The sequence below is a fragment of the Deinococcus roseus genome (assembly GCF_014646895.1).
Classification (GTDB): Bacteria; Deinococcota; Deinococci; order Deinococcales; family Deinococcaceae; genus Deinococcus_C; species Deinococcus_C roseus.
On record NZ_BMOD01000004.1, the window covers coordinates 82,268 to 102,778 of the forward strand.

The 20,511-nt window shown below is 56.9% G+C and carries 16 protein-coding genes; 5 read left to right on the plus strand and 11 right to left on the minus strand.

Annotated elements, in window-relative coordinates:
• Positions 1 to 39: 39 nt before the first annotated feature.
• Entirely contained in the window at positions 40 to 1,167 is a 1,128-nt protein-coding gene (locus tag IEY52_RS07540; protein WP_189001956.1) for an HD-GYP domain-containing protein, read from the minus strand.
• Positions 1,168 to 1,365: 198 nt separating this feature from the next.
• Here IEY52_RS07540 and IEY52_RS07545 point away from each other — a divergent pair, with 198 nt between their 5' ends.
• Both IEY52_RS07545 and IEY52_RS07550 read left to right on the plus strand, forming a co-directional pair.
• Positions 1,366 to 2,133, plus strand: a complete 768-nt coding sequence (locus IEY52_RS07545; protein WP_189001958.1) for a PIG-L deacetylase family protein — start codon at positions 1,366 to 1,368, stop codon at positions 2,131 to 2,133.
• 30 nt (positions 2,134 to 2,163) lie between these two features.
• Positions 2,164 to 2,643 (plus strand): GNAT family N-acetyltransferase, encoded by a 480-nt coding sequence (locus IEY52_RS07550; protein ID WP_189001961.1) that lies wholly within the window; start codon positions 2,164 to 2,166, stop codon positions 2,641 to 2,643.
• Here the strand turns inward: IEY52_RS07550 and cynS are convergent, their stop codons facing one another.
• From cynS to aroE, 6 genes are all read right to left on the minus strand, one after another.
• On the minus strand, positions 2,644 to 3,087 hold the full coding sequence (gene cynS / locus IEY52_RS07555; RefSeq protein WP_189001962.1) for a cyanase: 444 nt from the start codon (positions 3,085 to 3,087) through the stop codon (positions 2,644 to 2,646).
• Between the two features lie 162 nt (positions 3,088 to 3,249).
• Entirely contained in the window at positions 3,250 to 4,842 is a 1,593-nt protein-coding gene (locus tag IEY52_RS07560; RefSeq protein WP_189001964.1) for an ABC-F family ATP-binding cassette domain-containing protein, read from the minus strand.
• A gap of 158 nt (positions 4,843 to 5,000) precedes the next feature.
• The gene (locus tag IEY52_RS07565) at positions 5,001 to 8,075 is read right to left on the minus strand and encodes an EAL domain-containing protein (protein ID WP_189001966.1); all 3,075 of its coding nucleotides are present in this window, start codon (positions 8,073 to 8,075) and stop codon (positions 5,001 to 5,003) included.
• A 285-nt stretch (positions 8,076 to 8,360) separates the two neighbouring features.
• Positions 8,361 to 11,549 (minus strand): DEAD/DEAH box helicase, encoded by a 3,189-nt coding sequence (locus tag IEY52_RS07570; protein WP_189001968.1) that lies wholly within the window; start codon positions 11,547 to 11,549, stop codon positions 8,361 to 8,363.
• A gap of 171 nt (positions 11,550 to 11,720) precedes the next feature.
• On the minus strand, positions 11,721 to 12,455 hold the full coding sequence (locus IEY52_RS07575; protein ID WP_189001969.1) for an SDR family oxidoreductase: 735 nt from the start codon (positions 12,453 to 12,455) through the stop codon (positions 11,721 to 11,723).
• Positions 12,456 to 12,474: 19 nt separating this feature from the next.
• Positions 12,475 to 13,287: a shikimate dehydrogenase gene (aroE, locus tag IEY52_RS07580; RefSeq protein WP_189001971.1), complete on the minus strand. Its 813-nt coding sequence runs from the start codon at positions 13,285 to 13,287 to the stop codon at positions 12,475 to 12,477.
• Between the two features lie 224 nt (positions 13,288 to 13,511).
• Between aroE and IEY52_RS07585 the strand changes: the two genes are divergently transcribed.
• Entirely contained in the window at positions 13,512 to 16,040 is a 2,529-nt protein-coding gene (locus IEY52_RS07585) for a transglycosylase domain-containing protein (protein WP_189001973.1), read from the plus strand.
• Positions 16,041 to 16,096: 56 nt separating this feature from the next.
• On the opposite strand, the gene IEY52_RS07590 is transcribed toward IEY52_RS07585, so the two are convergent.
• The 4 genes from IEY52_RS07590 to IEY52_RS07605 form a co-directional block, all read right to left on the minus strand.
• Positions 16,097 to 16,327 carry a hypothetical protein gene (locus IEY52_RS07590; RefSeq protein WP_189001975.1) on the minus strand — a complete coding sequence of 77 codons (231 nt, stop codon included), beginning with the start codon at positions 16,325 to 16,327 and terminating at the stop codon, positions 16,097 to 16,099.
• 98 nt (positions 16,328 to 16,425) lie between these two features.
• On the minus strand, positions 16,426 to 17,070 hold the full coding sequence (gene pdxH, locus IEY52_RS07595) for a pyridoxamine 5'-phosphate oxidase (RefSeq protein ID WP_229684677.1): 645 nt from the start codon (positions 17,068 to 17,070) through the stop codon (positions 16,426 to 16,428).
• A gap of 66 nt (positions 17,071 to 17,136) precedes the next feature.
• Complete coding sequence (locus IEY52_RS07600; RefSeq protein WP_189001977.1) at positions 17,137 to 18,027, minus strand: ribokinase; 891 nt, start codon at positions 18,025 to 18,027, stop codon at positions 17,137 to 17,139.
• A 7-nt stretch (positions 18,028 to 18,034) separates the two neighbouring features.
• Positions 18,035 to 18,646: an alpha/beta hydrolase gene (locus IEY52_RS07605; RefSeq protein WP_189001979.1), complete on the minus strand. Its 612-nt coding sequence runs from the start codon at positions 18,644 to 18,646 to the stop codon at positions 18,035 to 18,037.
• 123 nt (positions 18,647 to 18,769) lie between these two features.
• Between IEY52_RS07605 and IEY52_RS07610 the strand changes: the two genes are divergently transcribed.
• Both IEY52_RS07610 and IEY52_RS07615 read left to right on the plus strand, forming a co-directional pair.
• Positions 18,770 to 19,738, plus strand: a complete 969-nt coding sequence (locus IEY52_RS07610) for an asparaginase (protein ID WP_189001981.1) — start codon at positions 18,770 to 18,772, stop codon at positions 19,736 to 19,738.
• A 5-nt stretch (positions 19,739 to 19,743) separates the two neighbouring features.
• Positions 19,744 to 20,424, plus strand: a complete 681-nt coding sequence (locus IEY52_RS07615; protein WP_229684691.1) for a class I SAM-dependent methyltransferase — start codon at positions 19,744 to 19,746, stop codon at positions 20,422 to 20,424.
• Positions 20,425 to 20,511 lie beyond the last annotated feature (87 nt).

Consider the following 20,511-nt stretch of genomic DNA (forward strand, 5'->3'; position numbering starts at 1 on the left):
GGAGGTGGAACACCAAAGGGTCAAACGAAGAAGCACAGATCAGTTCAGACCCTGGTGCATCTGGGGGGCCATTGTTGTGACATCCTCAGCTGTCAAAGCCATCAATTGCCCGAGGGCGTCCACCACCTGCGGATCAAAGTGCTTGCCAGACTGGAAGCGGATTTCCTGCATGGCTTCCTGGTGGGACCATGCGCGTTTGTAAGGCCGTTCGCTGATCAGGGCATCGTACACATCACACACAGCAAAAATCCGGGCAAAGCGGGGAATGTCTTCACCTTTCAGGCCCACAGGGTAACCTGTGCCGTTCCATTTCTCATGGTGGGCCAGCACCACCTGACGGGAAGACTGGGGCAGGAAACCCAGAGCATCTGCAAAACGGCCTCCTTCCAGCACATGGTTTTGCATGGTGGCCCATTCCTCTGCCGTCAGCTGGCCTTTTTTGAGCAGCACATGGTCGGGGGTGCCCAGCTTGCCCACATCATGCAGGTAAGCCCCCCAGCGCAGGGCTTCCAGGTCCTGGGCCTCCAGCTGAAAGAGGGTGCCCAGTTTGACAGCCATGTGTGTGACACGTTCGGTGTGACCTCTGGTTTCACCGTCTTTGAACTCCAGGGCCAGGCCCAGGGCACGCAGCGCAGCTTCACGGGTGTCCAGCAGCTTCTCTTCCACAATGAAGCGCACCGTCACCAGCGACATCATGGCCGAGACCGCCACAAACAGTTGCTTCTCCTGTACGGTCCAGCGGTGCTCCTGAAAGGTGTGCATCAGGAAAGCCCCCTGCAGTTGTCCCTGGGCATCCCGCACCGGAGCTGCAGCCAGGCTTTGCACCCCCAGTTGTGGAAAACCTGTGGCCACAGGATCCTCTGCTGTGACAGGAAAAAACAGGGGCTGTGTGGCCTCCTGCAGGGCCTGCAGCAAAGGGAGGTTGGACGGCAAACCATGCATCAGGATGGCCTGCATGGCTTCTCCTTCTGGAAGTTCTCCAGCAGCGGTGCGGGCATGGTACATCTGGTCGTCTTTGAGCTGGAAATAGGCAGCTCCCACAGCAGCCGTGTGTTCCAGCAGGCGCTGCAGGGCGGGTTGTACAGCATCGGGGATGGAAATCGCTTTCAGTGCAGTGCGGGTGAGTTCGAGGGCAAGTGCGGATTCTGCAGGAAGCATTTCAGCCATTTGCCCACTGTACACATGGGGATCACACAGAATTCTTGTTGCAAAGCAAGAAAAGTGTTTTACACAGCACATGTTGCACAACCCCCACAGCCCACCAACTGGAATCCCTGGCGCAAAGTCCAGGTGAAAAAACCAGTACAGTGACGGCATGCTGCACAAGAAACCCTGGATTTCACATGTGTTTTGCCGGGATGCAACATGAAGTCTTCTCCACGTCTCAGGCGTTTTGGAATTGTACTGTCTGTGCTGGCCATCATAGGAAGCGTGCTGTATTTCATTTTTCGCAACCTTCTGACGGTGTCACCCGAAGAAGCCCTTTCAGAAGGCAAAACCTTGCTGCAGAAAAAAACCGTGCTGGCTGTGGTGGCCCACCCGGATGATCTGGAATGGTACATCGGGGGCACGCTGCACAGACTGGCGGTTGCCGGGGCCAATGTGCAGGTGGTGGTGTCTGCTTCTGGAGAAAAAGGCCCGAACCACATCAACGCCACGGACCTTGCTGCAACCCGGGAGCAGGAACAGCGTGCAGCAGGCAAAATCAATGGGTACACCCAGATTCACTTCTTGCGTCTGCCAGATCGGGGCGTGGCAAAAGACCCCCGCTTCCTGCCCGAAGTGGAAAAGATCTACAACACCGTTAAACCAGAGGCTGTTTTTGTCTTTGATCCAGATTGTCCTTCCCTCCCCTATTTGCATGCAGACCATCAGGGTTCAGCCAGGCTTTTTCTCTCATTCTGGAGAGGCCTGACCGGGGACCGCCCTCCGGTGTACCTGTTCCAGACCCGCAGGCCCAATGTGGCCGTGGACATCAGTGATGTACTGGACACCAAAACCCTGGCCCTGGCAGAGCACCACAGCCAGTACGGGGTGCAGGACTCCAACGGAGGCCGCATGATCCAGATGTTCCGTGCAGAAGGTTCACGGGTGGGCGTGGAAGCTGCAGAACTTTATCGGGTGCTGCGCTGATGCTCTCACTTTTGCAGGATAGATTGGGACATGGAAATTCGAACTTTTGAACCCACAGACACCCAGCAGGTTGTTCAGCTGATCCTGCCCATTCAGACCGAAGAATTTGGCATTCCCATCACGCTGGAAGACCAGCCAGATCTGCTGGACATTCCCCATTTTTACCAGCAGCAAAAAGGCAACTTCTGGGTGGCCACAGCAGAAGGGCAGGTGGTGGGCACCCTGGCTTTGCTGGACATCGGAAACCAGCAGGGGGCACTGCGCAAGATGTTCGTGCATCCTGATTTCCGGGGAAAACCCCACGGAAGTGCACAGAAACTGCTGGATGGGTTGCTGGACTGGGCCAGAACGCAGGGATTGACGGAGATTTTTCTGGGAACCACTGCAAAATACCTGGCAGCCCACCGTTTCTACGAGAAAAATGGTTTTGTGCAAATTGAACCAGATGCCCTGCCTGCAGCTTTCCCCCGCATGCAGGTGGACACCCGGTTCTACCAGATCAGGGTCTGATCAGTACATCTTGTAAGGCAAAAATTTCCCATTCAGAACGATTTTGACCCTGTCTCCTCTGGGGTCTTCTTCTCTGGAAATGTCCATGGAGAAGTCAATGGCGCTCATGATGCCATCGCCAAACTCCTCGTGAATCAGGGTTTTGATGGTGGTGCCATACACCTGAATCAGTTCATAAAAACGGTAGATCAGAGGGTCTGTGGGCACAGCAGAGGGCAGCGATCCTCTGTAGGGAACGGTTTGCAGGGTCTGGATGGCTTCTTCTGGCAGTTGCAACACTGCACCCACCTTTTCGGCCTGTTCCTTGGTGAGGGTCATCTGACCCAGCAAGGCTGCAGTGCTCCACTCTTTGCTCTGACCGATGGTTTCTGCCAGTGCAGTCCAGCTGAGGTTCTCTCGGGCCTTGGCATTCAGGATCATCTGGGTGACTTCATCTCGGGTCATGTTCCCTCCCTATGGCTGGACAGTCTAGCAAAAAATTGTATTTTTATACAGAGCAAATGAAATGCTTTTCCGGTCAAGTTTGGGAAAAAGCCAGAAAAAAGCAGGTGAATGCTGCAAAAGACATCCACCCATCGGAACATTTATACATCTGCTTGTTTCAATTCACCTGTCCACCAGAACATGCCCCTGGCCTTGCAAAGTGAGGGTGTGGGTGGCCACCTTTTCCACCAGGCGCTGGTCGTGGCTGGCAAAAACCATGCCGCCTCCAAAAGCCAGCAGGAAGTCTTCCAGGGCTTCAATGCTCTGAATGTCCAGGTGGTTGGTGGGCTCATCCAGCAGCAACAGGTGGGCATCCGTGACGCTCAGGCAGGCCAGTGACAGACGGGTTCTTTCTCCTCCAGACAGGCCAGCAATTTCCATTCTGGGGTCTCTGGGCAGATCCAGGTGACCCAGAATGTTGTACACCTCTGCCAGTTTCAGTTTTGGGTTGCTGTACAGCAGTGCGTCCAGCATGGTCTTGTGTTGTTGCAACTCCTCGTGGTGTTGACCACAGAAATACACCTTCACATGGCTTCCGATCAGAACCGCAGGGTTGCTGGACTGCAGGGCTTTTAACAAGGTGCTCTTGCCGCTGCCGTTCTCTCCCAGCAGGGCCACCCGCATCCCTTTTTTCAGGGTGAGGTGGATGTTGTGGGTGCAGAAGGTGTCCAGTCCTTCCAGACGCACCAGATCGTTGGGGTACTGGGTGGGCAGGGATTCTGGAATGACCAGTTGCTGGCGGTCCTGGTAGGGCTTGTCAGGCATCTGTTCCCGCAGGCGCTCCACCCGCCTTTCCATGGCCCTGGCCTGTTTGTCGGCCTGGTTGCCTGCATACTCGGCCTTGTTTTTGGCCATGATCAGCGCCTGATTCCCCGCCCGCTTGTGGTTGAAGGTGTTGCTGGAACGGGCAGAGCTTTTCAGGGCCTGCACCTCCTGCGTCAGGGCGTCCACCTTGCGGCTCTGGGCCTGGTGGTCTCGCATCTGGGCGGTTTCCAGTTCCTGTTTCTGCTGCATGGCTTTTGAGTAACCTCCGGCAAATGCTGTCAGGTGGCCCCTTTCCAGCACCAGGGTGCGGGTCGCCACCTGGTCCATGAATGCCCGGTCATGGGAGGCGAGCACCATGGTGGCAGAACTGTCCCGGATCCACTGCACCAGGGTTTTCTTGCCCTGCACGTCCAGGTGGTTGGTGGGTTCGTCCAGCAGGTAGATGTCTGCGTTCTCCAGCATCACCCTGGCCAGCATCACCCGCCTGAGTTGACCTCCAGACAACTGGCTGAGCAGTTGCCGTTCTGGCAACCCCAGTTCAGAGAGCAGTTGCTCCATGCGCTGGCTGAAATCCCAGCCGCCCAGTTCCCGGAAAACCTCCTCTGCTTTTGCGTACAGACTGAGGTTTTCTTCGGTGGGGTCAGCCAGCAGGCTTTCTGCTGCTTCCAGGTGTTCCCTGGCCTGCCTGAGGGCAGGAGGGGTCAGGTGATCGGTGAGGGTGATGTGCAGGTCGGGCGGGAGTTGCTGCACAACAGCAACTTTTCCCATGGTCTGCACGGTTCCAGCATCCGGGGTGAGTTCCCCTGCAATGAGTTTCAAGAGGGTGCTCTTGCCACTGCCGTTTTTTCCAACCAGAGCAACTTTCTGGTGGGGGTCTATTTCCATCTGGACTGCGTCCAGCACTTTTTTCAGTCCCACAAAATGGGACAACGTCATCACATGAATTGACATGGCAGCTCCTTTCAAAATTTGAAATTGGAAGGGTCACTGCTGTCTCATGTCACGTCCTTTAAATGAATGGAGGAAAACCGACCTCAGGAAACCTGATCGGGTCAGTTCTCAAGGTAACAAAGTTGGCTGCAGATTGCAGTAGCAACAAAGGCTTACCTTCATTCCAGAATGGGATGGGCTTTCAGAAACTCCAGCAGCCGGTCCTCCTGCAGCGGTCTGGCCATCAGGAAGCCCTGCACCCCATCGCAGTTGAGTTTGCGGAGCCAGTCGTGCTGGGTTTTCTCCTCCACACCCTCTGCCACCACCATCAGGCCAAGACTGTGTCCCAGAGCGATCACGGCTCGGGTCACGGCCTGTCCACGCTGGTCTGCCACCAGGTTCTGCATGAAAGAGCGGTCCACCTTCAGGCGATCCAGCGGCAGACGCTGCAGGTAAGTGAGGCTGGAGTATCCGGTGCCAAAGTCATCCAGAGACACCGTCACGCCCAGATCGCTGAGTTCTCCCAGCAGGTCAATGGCCGAATCCAGGTTGCTCATCAGGAGGCTTTCGGTGACTTCCAGATCGAGGTACTGGGGCTCCATGCCGGTTTCCTTCAGGGTCTGGGCCACCGCGTCTACCAGGGCACGGCTGCGAAAATGGATGTCGCTGAGGTTCACCGAGACCGGCAAATTGCCGATTCCCTGCTGCAACATGCGCTGGTTCATGGAGCAGGCTTCTCTCAGCACCCAGCAGGTGATGTCTTCAATGATGCCCATTTCTTCGGCAATGGGAATGAAGCGGGTGGGAGGCACCTCTCCCAGTTCGGGCGAGTTCCAGCGCAGGAGGGCTTCCACGCCCATCACCCGTTCGGTTTGCAAATCCATGATGGGCTGGTAATGCAGCCTCAGTTCCCGTCTGGACAGCACAGAACGCAGGGCCGTTTCGATGCGCAGTCGGTCCATGGCCCTGAGGCGCATGTCCTCGGTGAAAAAAGAAAACTGGTTTCGCCCTGAACGTTTGGCATGGTAGAGCGCAGTGTCTGCGTGTTTTCTGAGCAGGTCAAAATTGAAAGCATCTTCCGGGTACAGGCTGATCCCGATGGAGTGCGCAGCAATCAGTTCATGCCCATCGATGTGGAACGGCTGAATGGAATCGCTGAGCAGGCGACTTGCCACCTCGGTGGCTTCCTGGTGGGAGGTTTCCGGGATCACCACGATGAATTCGTCTCCGCTCTGGCGGGCCACCAGGCCTTTTTCAGGCAGGCTTTGTCGGATGCGTTCTGCCACCTGAATCAAAAGCCTGTCTCCAGCAGAATGCCCAAGCGAGTCGTTGACGTTTTTGAAGTTGTCCATGTCCATGTACAGGAAGGCCAGCTGGGTGTTTTGCTGGTCCGCTTTCCTGAGCAGTTCCACCACAGTGTTCTCGATGGAAACCCGATTTGGAAGTCCGGTCAGGGCATCAAAGAACGCCAGCCTGCGGATGCGGGCTTCTGAGGCCTCACGTTCCAGCACAATGCGCACCAGATCCACGCAGGTGTCGATCATGCGGCGCTGGAAGGCACTGGGGGCTTTGGGTTGCCGGTAATACAGGGCAAAAGTGGCCAGCACGGTACCATTGCGGTCCAGCACCGGATTCGACCAGCAGGAGCGCAAGTGGTGGGATCTGGCCAGATCCCGGTAATGCTCCCACAGCGGATCGGTTTCGATGTCTACCACGATCACGGTGCGCCCCAGGTAAGCCGCAGTTCCACAGGAACCCGCCTGGGGTCCGGCCTTCAGGCCATCCACCTGCTCGATGAAGCTTTCAGGCAAACTGGGAGAGGCCAGATGCCAGAGGATGTGGGTGAGGGGATCGTGGTGCAGCACCGAGCACAATGCTCCCGGATTGATGTCCTCGATCATGGAGCACAGGCCGCTCAGAATTTCACGGGTGTTCTCAGAGCGGGCAGTCAGGTACAGGATGTGTTGCTGCACGGCATTGAGCTGTTCAATCTGCTTGCGTTCGGTGGTGTCCCGCACAATGGCCAGCACCTTCTGGTGGGTGTAAGGCACAAAACGGGCCTCAAAGTAACGCCGCTCTGAATACTGGTCCAGCGCGTATTCCAGCACTTCGGGTTCAGCGTAGGTCTGCACCGTCTGGATGGCCTCCATGTACAGGTGGGCGAGGTGCTGGGGGAACACCTCTGCGGGTGTGAGGCCCAGAAAGTTGTGGGGCAGCCCATGCAAATCCCGCTCATCCTGCAGGCTGTAATCAATGAAGCGCCCTTCCGGGTCAATCACCAGCATCAGGTCTGGCAGGGCCCGCAACACGGCCTTGGTGCGCAGTTCAGTGTCCTTGATGCGCTGGGCAGCCTGGGCATTCCAGGCCTCTTCCTGCTCCAGGCGGTTTTGCTGCTGGGCCACCTTCAATTCCAGTTCGGCATTGAGGTCGCGGAATTTGCGCTCCGAATCCTTGCGCTGGGTGATGTCCTGGGCGGTCAGCAGCACCCGGGAAACCCCGGCACTTTCATCCCGGATGGGGGCAAAAGCAAACTCAAACCAGCGGGGTTTCGGCCCCTCAATTTTGGCCTCGGTGATGCTGATTTGCCCGTCCAGCGCTTTCTGGAAATGCTTGAGAAAAGCCGCATTGAGGTGTTCTGGCACGCAGGAGAACAAATCTTTTCCCAGTTCCAGGGGCGTGGATGAAAGCATGGCCAGGGCCTGCTGGGCAAAATGGTTGAACACCAGCGGACGGCGGTAAGCGTCCAGCAGCACAAAAGCCTGCTGGGTGTGTTCCACCACAGCCTTGAGGTTGGCCTCGGAATGGACCAGGGCCATCTGGGTGTCTTTGACGGGCTGGATGTCCTGCACCACCGCAATGACTGCCCCCTGGTCTTCCAGGGACATTTTCAGGTTGTACACCGACAGTGCGCCCCACACCACCCGGCCATCTTTGCGCACATAGCGTTTTTCAATGGTGAAGTGGTCCAGTTCCCCAGACATCAGGGCTTCATAGAGGCCAGCATTTTCGGGAACGCTGGAAGGGTGGGAGACCTCTTTCCAGTGCTTGCCTTTCAGTTCGTGCTCTTCGTAGCCCAGAAAGGTGCAGAAGCGCTGGTTGGCCCGCACCAGTTTTTGCTGGTGGTCCAGCACCACAATGCCCAGAGCAGACTGGGAGAAGTTGAGTTCCAGAAAGCGTGCAGCACCCTCAAGTTCGCCGACCCGGTTGCGCAGCAGATCGATTTCCTGCCGGGAATCCTTGAATTGCTCTTTCATCTGTTGACCTCAACCCACCCTTTCAAATCCCTGCCTCCAGATCGCACAGTTCCGTTCACATGCTGAAAACCCCATGCTGAACCCTCATGTCAAAGCAGTGTGATGCCTGAGCCATCCCAACAAGCCCATCCAGCCAGGTCAGCACAACAAATCAGCAAAAGCGCCTTACTTTAACAGTTTAGAAGATCCGTCTAACCGAATTCTCACCGAATTTTGACTGCGTTCAAAAGTGATACAACCAAAACCTCCCTGCTTTGCGAAGCAGGGAGGTCTGCACACAGACCCTCAGCCAAAGTAGGTCAAAACGTCCATCAGCACCCTGGGATAATCGTCGGGTTTGAGGCCTTTCTTCTCGATTTTCACACTGGGTGGAAACTGGGCCACCTCGGTCCTGTGCGGGAATTTTTTCAGGGAAGCGGCATCAAAATCCAGCCCCTTGTAACTGAAGCTCACCACCAGATGGGTGAAGTTCTCTGCAATGCTCAGCACCCGCTTGTTGAGGGCAATGATGCGCAATTTGGCAAGGTCCAGGAAGTGCTGCACCTCGATGGGGGGCACCCCGAAACGTTTGCGGAAGTCCTTCTCCACCCGGGAAATGGCAGGCAAAGTGGTTGCCTCCGAGAGCAGACCATAGGCCTGAATGCGGGCCGCTTCATCTCCGAAATATTCTGCGGTCAGGCGGGCATTGATGGGCAAATCAATGCTGATCTGGGTGGGTTCAGGCAGCACCTCGCCTTTGAGTTTCGAGACCGCCTCTGCCAGCAGTTCGGTGTACACCTCGATGGACACCGCCTGAATCTGACCGTGCTGCTCGCTGCCCAGGATGTTTCCCACCCCACGGATTTCCATGTCTTTTTCGGCCAGACGGTGCCCGGACCCCAGGTCCTGCAAATCCGCAATGGCCCACAACCTGCGGCTGGCGTTTCCAGTCAATCTGGGAGGGTAAAACAGGTAGGCGTAAGCTTCACGGCTGCGGCGACCCACCCGCCCACGAAGCTGGTAAAGCTGCGCCAGTCCCAGACGGTCTGCACGTTCAATCAGGATGGTGTTGGCTTCGGGGATGTCCAGGCCGGTTTCCACAATGGTGGTGGACAGCAGCACATCGAAAGCCCCTTCTTCAAAGCCCAGCATGATCTCCTCAAGCTGCTCTTCGTCCATGCGTCCGTGGGCCACAGCCACCCGTGCTTCTGGCACAATGTTCTTCAAATACAGTGCCCTGGCTCCAATGGAGGCGATGCGGTCATGGATGTAGAACACCTTCCCACCGCGTTCCAGTTCGCTGATGATGGCATGCCGCACCACCGTGGGATCATAGGGGCTGAGGATGGTCTGGATGGGTTTGCGGCCCTTGGGTGGGGTCTGGATGCTGGACATGTCCCTGAGGCCCACCATGCTCATGTAAAGGGTGCGGGGAATGGGTGTGGCAGACATGGAAAGCACATCTATCGAGACCTGGTTTTTCAGGTCTTCCATGGTCTCTTTGGCAACGCCGGGCACCACCGTCTGTTCCTGTTTTTTGGGTCTTCCTCTGCGGCGGGGGGTGGTGTCTGCAGGGGTGGCAGGTTCAGGCTCAGGCAGGCCTTCCAGCTTGCCAAAAGCCTTGAGGGCCTTGAGTTTTTCTTTCTGCAGCACCCCAAAACGGTGTTCCTCATCCACGATGATCATGCCCAGGTTCTTGAACTCGATGTCCTGAGACAGCAGGCGGTGGGTCCCGATCACCACATCCACCGAACCCGCTTTGATGCCTTCCAGGATCTCTCTGGCCTGGGCTGGAGTGGTGAACCGACTCAGGCCTTCAACACGCACAGGCAAATCTTTGAACCTGCCGTTGAAGGTGCTGGTGTGCTGTTCTGCCAGCAGGGTGGTGGGCACCAGAATGGCCACCTGCTTGCCGTGACCCACCACCCGGTGCGCTGCCCGGAGCGCCACCTCGGTCTTGCCGAAACCCACATCCCCGGAAATCAGGCGGTCCATGGGGTAGGTCTTCTCCAGGTCATTCAGGGTTTCCCTGAGGGCACGTTTCTGGTCAAAGGTCAACTCATACTCGAAGTTCTTCTCAATCAGGGAATCCCAGTCTTCCAGCTGGGTGAAGGCATACCCGGGCATCACCTGACGGGCAGCGTATTGCACCAGCAACTTGGCAGCCAGGGCTTCTGCACTCTGGCGGGCCTTCTCACGGGCCCTCTGCCATTCCTGCTTTTCCAGACGGCTGAGGCTGGGGGGATCATCGGTGGTGCCGGGGTGCCTGCGCATGATGGGCAGGAGTTCGATGGGCAGGTAAATCTTGGCTCCCGCTCCGTATTGCAGGTGCAGGTAATCCCGTTTGACCCCCAGCACTTCACGGGTCTCGATGCCCAGAAACTGCCCAATGCCGTGTTCAGGATGGATCAGGTAATCCCCAATCTGCAGGCCCAGAGCGTCTGTGACGGGTTTCCCGGAGAGCTTCCTGCTGCGCAGTGCAGACCCACCCTGAAATCCATACAGCAGGTCCTCGGTGAGCACCACGGTTTTCTGTTCGGGAAGTTCAAAGCCCCCCTCTCCGATGCCCACCAGAAAGCTGGCCTGACCGGGCACCATCACCGGGTTCTGCAGCCATTTGATGTTGAGGCCTGTCAGCAGCTTCTCCTGCAGGTACTTGCCCGTGCGTTCATGCCTGAGCAGCACCAGCACCTGGTATTCCTGCTGCAACCAGCGTTCCAGATCCCGTGCAAAATGCGTCAGTTGTGCCCGGTAAAACGGCAGGTTTTTCACAGGAGGCATCAAATCCGGCAGCTCCAGAGGGGTGCGTCCGAAAGACACCACCTCTCTGGGCATCAGCATCTGCCAGAGCTGCCCTGTGTTGGGTTCCAGCACGCTGTTGTACAGTTCCGGAGCATCCAGAAACACCCGGTAACCTTCCAGCAGTTCCAGACGGGTGGCATCCCAGCGTGTGGGGGGCAAAAAACCCTCTGCAGGTGGGATGATCAAAGAGCGCAATTTGTGGCCCTCCTCATCCCTGAGGGTGTCCAGCTCATCCCCGAAAAACTCTGCCCGGATGACTTTTTCTGCAGACAGGTGAATGGAGAGGGTGTCTCCTTTGACGGTGTATCCGGGTTCCTCTTCCCTCTGGTAGCCCAGAGAAATCAGGCGGTCAAAGAGTGCATCTCTGGGATAATCCCGCCCAATCTGCAAAAAGATGGTCAGGGCTTCTGGGTCCCGTGGAAACAGATCCAGCGCTGTGGAGACATCCAGGATCACCTTCTCCCCTTTGATGGCCCATTCTGGAATGCCTGGGTTGAAAGACACCTCTGCACCCCACTGGCCCACCGTCTGGTACACGGCCAGACGCTCAGGGGTGGTCAGCAGCACGGCTTTTCCGGGATGGGCTGAAAAAAGCAGCTGTCTTGCCACCTGCGGCAAGCCCTGCACGGTGCCTGCATGGGAAAGGGGGATCAATTCTCTTAGACGCGTCACGGGGGTTATTGTACCTCTCATGAAAGGGGGTACGCCAAAGCACTTAATACAAAGGATCAGCCCTCAACCGTCGGTGGTCAGCCCAAAAATCAGAGGCTTTGCTGTTGTCCTGGCCCCCTGGTCAGACACCAGCGTGGCTTTGTGGAAACCTCATGCACACGCATCTCAAAATGGTGGCTGATTGCTGTCCACTCAAATGCACACCCCACCATCCACCAGAAGGCTCTGACCTGTGACGTAAGCCGCTCCAGGAGAGGCCAGGTAAGCCACAGCAGACGCCACTTCTTCTGCCAGGCCCACCCGTTTTGCAGGGATGCGGGCAGCAATGCGCTCCAGGTCTTCAGGGTTGGGATGCAACTGTTCCAGACGCTCTGTCAGGGTGTACCCCGGAGCCACCGCATTGGCCGTGATCCCATGCGCGGCAACTTCCAGGGCCAGGGTTCTCAGGTAGTTCTCCACGCCTGCCCTCAGGGTGTTGCTGACCGTGATGTTGGGCACAGGGCGGATGACACTCAGGCTTGTGATGGCGATGATGCGGCCCCATTGTTGCTGCTGCATGTGGGGCAAAACCCCCTGGGCCAGTCGGATGGTGCCCATCAGGGTGAGTTCCACCCCAGCCATCCAGGCTTCCTCGGTGACCTGACTGGGGGTTCCGGGTTTTGGACCGCCCGCGTTGCTGATCAGAATGTCCACAGGTCCTGCTTCGTGAAGCACATGGTCCACTCCAGCTTTTGAGCCCAGATCGGCCACAATGGTGCGGCTTCCAGGCAGGCTGGCACGGGCTTTTTCCAGGGTATTTTCATTGCGGGCCACCAGAATCACGCTGGCCCCGAGTTCAGAGAGCAATTTTGCAGAGGCGAATCCGATGCCCTTGCTGGCTCCAGTCACCAGGGCCTGTTTTCCAGTCAAATCAAAAAGAGGATGCATGGGTTTACTTTAACCCCTCTTACTGCAGGGTGTCTTTGACCGCATCGAACATCACGGAGGCCGGAACCGACTGTCCGGTCCAGCGTTCAAAGGCCAGTCTTGCCTGATGAACCAGCATTCCAATGCCCGTCACGGTGTTGTACCCCTGCTCGTTTGCTTCCAGCAGCAAACGGGTGTAGAGGGGTTTGTACACCATGTCATACACAGTTGCGCCAGACTGCAGCTCTGGGAAAGGCACCGTCAAAGGGGTTTCCTGCAGGTTGCTGAGCCCTGCAGAGGAGGTGTTGACCAGCAACCCCACTTCAGAGAAAGGAACCTCCTGCTGGGTGGCAAACACCCGACCTTCCACCTGCATGCTGTCCAGCAACTGCTGGGCACGCTCAGGGGTGCGGTTCTGGATCCACAGGGTGAGCCCTGCCTGACTGAGGGCATGCACTGCGGCCCTGGCTGCACCTCCTGCACCCAGAATCAGGGCAATCCCCTGGGGCTGGTATCCACCTTCCATCAGGCTCTGGTAAAAACCGTCTGCATCGGTGTTGGTGCCCAGGAGTTTGCTGTCCTTGCGGATGATGGTGTTCACGGCCCCAATGCGCCGGGCCACAGGTTCAATTTCATCCAGGAAAGGAACCACCGCTTCTTTGTGGGGCAAACTGAGGTTGGCTCCCAGCACGTCTGGTTCCTTCAGGCGCAAAAGGGATTTTCCAAGGCAGGAGGGTTCAATGTCCACAGCCTGATACACCCCTTTCATGCCAATGTGCTGAAAAGCGGCATTGTGCATCCTCGGGGAGAGGGAATGGCCTGCTGGATGGGCAAACAGAAAGGCACGTTTCATGCCTAATAAAATAAACCCTCCGGAGCATGGGCACTGTGGGGTGTCTAGCAGGTTGGGCTTTCTGCTGGCACACAAAATGTTGTGCTTCTACGCTGGATGCAAACGGATGGTTTCCACTGCCCTCCTGAGGGTTTTTTCATGATTTTCAGTCTTTTGAGGAAAACGAATCCAGTACACTGTGACCGTAACAGAATGCCCCGTGAAACGGGATGTGATGAGGTTTCATGTCGCCTGCCAAAAAGAATGTACGCCGCAAAAAAATCAAACCCTCACCCAAAAAACGCCTCAGCAAACTGCAGATTGGACTGCTGGCAACAGGTCTGGTGCTGCTGTTTCCGCTGTTCTTCGTGATCAAATGGACCACGGAACTCCCCAATTACCGTGAGCTGGAACGCATCAAACTGGCCAGCAACATCAAGGTGATGGACCGCAATTTGCGTTACCTGGGCACTTTGCCCGTCACACTGCCCACCGGGGTGCGCATTGACCGGGACATCGTGGAGTTGCAGAACATCAGCCCCTACCTGCCCATGGCCATTGTCACCAGTGAGGACCGGCGTTTCTTCCAGCATTACGGTGTGGATTTCATCGGTCTGGCCCGTGGCCTGATGAAAATCGTGATGGGGGACCGTCTGGAGGGGGGCAGCACCATCACCAACCAGGTGATCAAGAACACCCTGCTCACCGAACTGAGCACCGGGCGCACCCTGGAGCGCAAATTCAAAGAATGGATCCTGAGCGTGCAGGTGGAAAGGTATTTCTCCAAAGATGAAATCCTCACCGATTACCTCAATGTGATTTACCTGGGCAGCGGCGGATACACAGACCTGATTGGTGTGGACATGGCCGCACGGGGCTACCTGGGCAAATCTGCCAAGAACCTCTCGCTGGCGGAGAGCGTTTACATTGCCACCCTGATTCCTTCTGCCAGACGCTATTTTGATTACCCGGCCTACCGCCCACTGATGAAAAACCTGCTCTCCCGCATGGTGGAAGATGGGCGCATCACCCAGCAGCAGGCCAATGCCGCCTGGAAGGAACAGATCCATCCGGCAGGATGGCAGGTGCGTTATGACCGGGATGGAAACCTGTCGGAAGCAGAACTGGTCAATGCCAAAGCCAAAAACCTGCGGCCCAACCGCAACACTTACGCATCGCACTTCATGCAGCAACTGGAAAACCAGTTGAAAGACGTGCTGCCCAGCAATGCCTTCACTGCAGATGGGGGCCTGAAAGTGGTCACCACCCTGGACCAGCAGGCCCAGAATGCCATTGAGCAATCCTCCAGAAATGCACGTGTGCCAGATGGGGCGACCCTGGGCGCAGCCATTGTGGATCCTTACACCGGAGATGTGCGGGCCATGGTGGGCCAGAAGCTGGATGTGTTCAGCAGGGAATGGAACAACGCAGCCCAGTCCAGACGGCAGGTGGGCTCCAGCATCAAACCGCTGCTGTATGCCACGGCCATTGAAAACGGCTACCAGCAATACCACACTGAACTGGACGCCCCTGTGAACTACGCCTGTGCTGGGTGCCCTGGAGGCAATTACAGTCCCAAAAACTTCAGCCAGACCTCCACAGGCAGGGAAACCACTTTGCGTTCTGCCCTGGACCAGTCTCTGAACCTGCCCACCGTGCGCCTCGCAGACCGCATCGGGATTGACACCTTCAAGAACAAGCTGCAAGACCTGGGCTTTGAAGTGCAGGGCAATGAGGGCCTCAGCCTGTCCATCGGAACGCTGGAGTCCAACCCCCTGAAAATGGCCCTGGTTTACGCCAGCTTTGTGAACGGAGGGCAACTCTTCACCCCCAATTACGTTCTGAAAGTGGAAAACAGCCAGGGACAGGTGCTCTACGACGCAGAAAACCACCGTTCCAAAGGCAAGAAAGTCTGGACCGCCCAGACGGCTTTCGTGATGTGGGACATGCTGCGCGGGGTGGTGTATGACCGCACCGGAGGACTGGCCCGCAGCGCCCAGATCTCTGGTCGTCTGGTGGGGGGCAAGACCGGCACCACCAACGATGTCAAAGACCTGTGGTTCGTGGGGGTCACGCCTGAACTGGCCGGAGCCGTGTGGGTGGGCAAAGAAGAGGGTGGAGCCATGCCCGTCAATTCCTACAGCGGTGTTATTGCTGCTCCCATCTGGCATGACATGATGGCAGGTGCCCTGAGCGGCAAACCCTACAAGAACATTGCCCGTCCTGCTGGCGTGACCTATGAACTGCATGCCGGGTACCGCATGGCTGTGGTGCATGACACCCCACCTCCAGCAGAAGAGACAGCACAAACGCCCCAGACCCAGCCCGAAACCCAACCTCAAACCCAGCCCGAAACCACCACTGAGCCCCAGACCACCGAAGAAACCACCGATCCTGCCACCCAGGACGATGGAACCATGCTGGTGATCATCGACAGCACCACCGGATACCTTGCAGATCCTTCCACAGTTCTTGAAAACCGTCTGGAACGCCGGATCCGCAAGGAGGACCTGGACAAATTTGTCAAACCAGAAGAAACCCCGGAAGTCCAGCCAGAAACCCCGGAAGTCCAGCCAGAAACCAACCCGGAAACCCAGCCGGGTGCCACTGTGGAAGAGGTGCCCATTGATCCCTCCACACCTCCCTCAGCAGAAACCATTCCAGAGGAAACCCCTGCTGAAGATCCTGGCCTGCAAAATCCAGACCAGAACAACCTGGACCAGCCTCAGGGTCAGACAGCCCCAGATGACCTGACCGGCACCCTCAATCAGTGAACCCATCAGCACAAGCCAAAGAAGCCGCAATTGTGCGGCTTCTTTCTTTGATCCCTTCAGTCTTTGGCCGAGAGGGTGCGTTCCAGTTCATCGCCGCAGGTCAGGCAGCTGAGTTCAGCGTCTTCCAGGGTGGCCAGGTCCCGCAGGGCGTAGGCGGTTCCAATGACCACCGTCAGTTCTCCCACCAGCGATTCCAGTCGGGGATCTCCGGTCTGCTCCACATAGTGGGTGAATCGGTCCAGTGCTTCCAGTGCACGAAAATATACAGCTTGCAGGGCGACTGCCATGCCCATCAGGTTACTGCAGGCACTTTGCTGGCAGCAAGGAAAGTGTTTATATCACACAAAGATCAGCCTGCTGAACACCAAAAAAACCAAAAACCCCTTCAGGGTGCCAATCGGTCAATCTGCCAGCCGTGTTCTGTGCGGGTGAAGACAAAACGGTCATGCAAACGGGCCGGTCCCCCCTGCCAGAACTCAAAATAATCCGGCACCAGACGGTATCCCCCCCAGTGCTCTGGACGGGGGATGCCCTCCGGGTGCTGGGCTTTCAGGGCATCCACCCGGTCATACAGCACCTCTTTGCTTTCAATCACCTGGGATTGCGAGCTGCTGGCTGCAGAAAGCTGGCTTTCTGCTGGACGGGAAGCAAAATAGGCATCGGATTCCTCCGGGCTGACTTTCTCGATGTGTCCCTCAATGCGCACCTGGCGTTCCAGTTCGGTCCACCAGAAGTTGAGGCAGGCCTGCGGGTTTGCTGCCAGTTCCTGCCCTTTGCGGCTCAGGTAATTGGTGTAGAACACAAACCCGGAAGCATCAAAACCCCGCAACAGCACCACCCGACTGGAGGGTCTCCCCTGCCCATTCGCTGTGCTGAGCACCATGCCATGCGGTTCCAGGATCTTGCTGTCCAGGGCTTCTTGCAGCCACCTTTCAAACTGGCGAACAGGATCCGGGTCCACCTGATTCAGGCTGGCTGCGGTGTATTCTTTGCGCAGGTCACGAATGGAATCGTTCATGGGATCGTTCATCACTGCACCTCCATGCTGCATTGAAACAGATGCTGATTCAGAAAGTGTCCCTGGTTCAAGGATTTTTCAAAGGGTCTGGCTCTGCAGTTCTTCCAGGATGTCTTCCCGGGTGGGCATGCTGGCCTGTGCACCCACCTTGGTGCAGGCCAGACCAGAAGCCACCACAGCAAAACGGGCAGCCACTTCCACGGTGCTGCCGCGCATCCATTCGGCCAGGAAAGCCCCCACAAAGGTGTCTCCTGCTCCGGTGGTGTCCACAGCTTCGATGGGGATGGCAGGAACCCGCACGGTTTTCTCCTGTGTGACCAGCAGACAGCCTTCTGATCCCAGGGTGATGATCACCATGCCCACACCTTTCCCCAGGATGTCCTGGGCAGCATCGGCATAATTGTCGTGGTCTGTTGCATTGATGAAGATTTCGTGCTGGTTGGTGACCATCACATCCAGCTGCGGAAAGAGGTCTTCTGGAAGGCGGGTGGCTGGAGCCGCGTTGAGCACCGTCCTGAGGCCTGCAGCTTTGGCTTTCTGGTAGTAGGCCAGCACCGTGGGCATGGGGGTTTCCAGGGGCATGATCAGCGCCTTGAAACCTTTGAGGTCTGGCAGGTGTTCGGGCTTCAGGGTGTTGTTGGCTCCAGATGCCACCGTGATGGCATTCTCCCCTTCTGGAGACACCGTGATGAAAGCAGCCCCAGTGGGCTCCGTGACCCGTTTGAGGTAACGGGTGTTGACCCCATCGGCCTGCAGGGAATGCAGGAGCATGTCTCCGTACAGATCCCTTCCCAGGGCACCCAGAAAGGCCACCTTGCCTCCGGCTCTGGCACAGGCCACAGCCTGATTGGCTCCCTTTCCTCCAGCGAAGGTCTCGAAGTTTTCTCCGAGCACGGTTTCACCAGGGGAAGGGATGCGGCTTGCACGCACGACGAAATCCAGGTTTGCAGAACCAGCGACCAGAATCATGATCTTTTTAATCTAACCCGAGAGCAGCCTGAATGTGAACCAACTCCTCTGGAGGAATAGCATCATGCATGCCTGCATAAAGGCGCAGTTTTGATTTCGCCCCTCTCAGACACAGGGTTTCGTGACTTTCCCGGACCTTCCAGGCGGGGATCAGGGGATCGTTTTCACTGGAGCAAAAATAAAACAGCGTGCTGGGGTTTGGGTTGAGGTGCTGGTGATCCATCAGTACCCCATGCAAAGACAGCACAGCCGCATACGGCCTGGGGTTTCTCAGGGCGTATTCCAGGGCCAGACAGGCCCCCTGGGCGAATCCAGCCAGAATCAATTGCTCTGCAGGACGTTCTTTCAGCAGGTCTTCTACAGTTCCATGTACCTTTTCAAGAGACTCCGAAAGCCAGGGTTCATTCATGCTTCTGGGGGCCAGGGTGCTGTATGGATACCAGCTGCCTTCTGAACCTGTTGTGGCTTCTGGCGTGACCAGCAAATGCTCCTGCAATCCCAGCTCATGCGCCAGAGGCAGGATGCTGCGGGCCGACTTGCTCCGGCCATGCAAAAGCACCACCCCTTTTTCGGCGGTTTTTGAGGCGCGGCTGGGAGAGAACAGATCGGTCCACATCATGCGGCATTATCGGCAGTTTTGCGGGCTGCAAATGTAACCGATCACGCTTGACCCGGTCCAGAAAAAATGCGCTTCCCTTTTTCCTTTTCAAATCAGGAGCAAAAAGTTATCCTGCAACAGACCATGACACGCCTCGCCATCATTCACACCGGTGGAACCATTGCTTCCAAGCCTGTGGCTTCAGGAGGGGTTGCCCCCCAGGCCAGCCCACTGGATTTGATTCAGGCCCTTCCAGAACTGGGGAATTACACCCTCACTGTGCTTCAGCCTTACCAGTTGCCCAGTCCACACATCACCCCTCAACACATGCACACCTTAAGGAACCTGGTGCTGGAACTGGCAGGCCACCACGATGGCATTGTGGTCACCCACGGCACCGACACCCTGGAAGAAACCGCTTTTTACCTGCACCTGACCCTGCGGGAAGAGGTCAGTGTGGCCCTGACCGGAAGCATGCGGCACGCCCTGGAACCCTCCTGGGATGGGCCGGGGAACCTGTGGGGTGCTGCCGTGGCCGCCACCCACCCCCTGAGCCGTGGGCGTGGTCCACTGGTGGTTTTCGGCGGGGATGTCTTTGATGCCAGAACCGTGACCAAAACCCACTCCACTGCACTGGACAGCTTCGGAGGCTATCCCGGTCCGATTGGCCGCGTGGATTCCAACGGCCAGGAGCCCGAACTGCACTACTTCAACAAACCCGAACGCATGCAAGCCTTCGATCCGCCCCACGCCAATGCCCATGTGGAAATCCTTTACACCTACGCAGGCTGGAAAGGCGAGGGGGTCTCAGAGGCCCTGGAACGCAGCGATGGTCTGGTGATCGCAGCGATGGGGACAGGCAACGTTCCTGCTGAAGTGCTGCCCCTGGTGGCACATTCACAGAAACCCGTGGTGATTGCCACCCGCACCCATGCTGGCCCGGTGCTGCCCGTTTACGGCTACCCAGGAGGCTTTCGGACTTTGCTGGATGCTGGCTGCATTCCGGCCAGTTTCCTGAGTGCCCACAAAGCCCGCATTCTCCTGATCGTGCTGCTGAGCCTGGGGTATTCCCGCGAAAAGATGATGGAAGCTTTTCGCAAGGTGGTCGCTTGATCGGGGTGGTTTTTGAGGAAGGCTTCAGGGAACAGGGAGAAGCCCTGGCTGCAAAGCTCAACCTGCCTCTGGTGCAGGATCCAGAAGCCTTTCAGTATGGCCTGAGGATCACCAGCCCAGGGCTGGAAATTGCTGATCTGCACAAGAAGCAACGCCCCATCCGGGTGGATTTTCACCAACTCAATGATGAGCGCTCAGGCGGGGACCTTTTGAAAGCCGTCAACACCAAGACGCACAAAACCGTGCTGGACGCTACCGGAGGTCTGGGAAGGGATGCTTTCACACTGGCAAAAGCAGGGTGCACCGTCATCCTGATGGAAAAAAACCCCATCATTCATGCCCTGCTGGAAGATGGACTGCTCAGAGCAAAGGACCTGCAAGCCGTGCAGCGCATGACCCTGCTGCATGCAGACAGCTTTTCTGCGATTCCCGAACACCCTGCAGAAGTGATTTACCTGGACCCCATGTATCCTGCACGCAAGAAAGACGCCCTGCCCAAGCTGGAAATGCAGGTGTTTCATGCGTTGCTGGGTGCAGAACAGAATGAACTGGAATTGCTGCAGATGGCCTTGCAACACGCCAGGAAACGGGTGGTGGTCAAACGCCCGATTCACGCTCCGGTGATTCAGGCCCCCAGCTTGCAATTCAAGGGAAAAACCACAAGGTTCGATGTGTATCTGAAATAGGGATTTTCCTTTCCAAATCCTCCTTGAGATCGTGTTCATTCTTGCCACCCCCTGACCAAAAAAGGATTAAAATGAAGGTGTGCAGAA

Bases quoted from the DNA above. Each gene is read 5' to 3' on its own strand.
- IEY52_RS07540 (WP_189001956.1), bottom strand. From the start codon at position 1,167: ATGGCTGAAATGCTTCCTGCAGAATCCGCACTTGCCCTCGAACTCACC.
- IEY52_RS07545 (WP_189001958.1), top strand. From the start codon at position 1,366: ATGAAGTCTTCTCCACGTCTCAGGCGTTTTGGAATTGTACTGTCTGTG.
- IEY52_RS07550 (WP_189001961.1), top strand. From the start codon at position 2,164: ATGGAAATTCGAACTTTTGAACCCACAGACACCCAGCAGGTTGTTCAG.
- cynS (WP_189001962.1), bottom strand. From the start codon at position 3,087: ATGACCCGAGATGAAGTCACCCAGATGATCCTGAATGCCAAGGCCCGA.
- IEY52_RS07560 (WP_189001964.1), bottom strand. From the start codon at position 4,842: ATGTCAATTCATGTGATGACGTTGTCCCATTTTGTGGGACTGAAAAAA.
- IEY52_RS07565 (WP_189001966.1), bottom strand. From the start codon at position 8,075: ATGAAAGAGCAATTCAAGGATTCCCGGCAGGAAATCGATCTGCTGCGC.
- IEY52_RS07570 (WP_189001968.1), bottom strand. From the start codon at position 11,549: ATGAGAGGTACAATAACCCCCGTGACGCGTCTAAGAGAATTGATCCCC.
- IEY52_RS07575 (WP_189001969.1), bottom strand. From the start codon at position 12,455: ATGCATCCTCTTTTTGATTTGACTGGAAAACAGGCCCTGGTGACTGGA.
- aroE (WP_189001971.1), bottom strand. From the start codon at position 13,287: ATGAAACGTGCCTTTCTGTTTGCCCATCCAGCAGGCCATTCCCTCTCC.
- IEY52_RS07585 (WP_189001973.1), top strand. From the start codon at position 13,512: ATGTCGCCTGCCAAAAAGAATGTACGCCGCAAAAAAATCAAACCCTCA.
- IEY52_RS07590 (WP_189001975.1), bottom strand. From the start codon at position 16,327: ATGGCAGTCGCCCTGCAAGCTGTATATTTTCGTGCACTGGAAGCACTG.
- pdxH (WP_229684677.1), bottom strand. From the start codon at position 17,070: ATGAACGATCCCATGAACGATTCCATTCGTGACCTGCGCAAAGAATAC.
- IEY52_RS07600 (WP_189001977.1), bottom strand. From the start codon at position 18,027: ATGATTCTGGTCGCTGGTTCTGCAAACCTGGATTTCGTCGTGCGTGCA.
- IEY52_RS07605 (WP_189001979.1), bottom strand. From the start codon at position 18,646: ATGATGTGGACCGATCTGTTCTCTCCCAGCCGCGCCTCAAAAACCGCC.
- IEY52_RS07610 (WP_189001981.1), top strand. From the start codon at position 18,770: ATGACACGCCTCGCCATCATTCACACCGGTGGAACCATTGCTTCCAAG.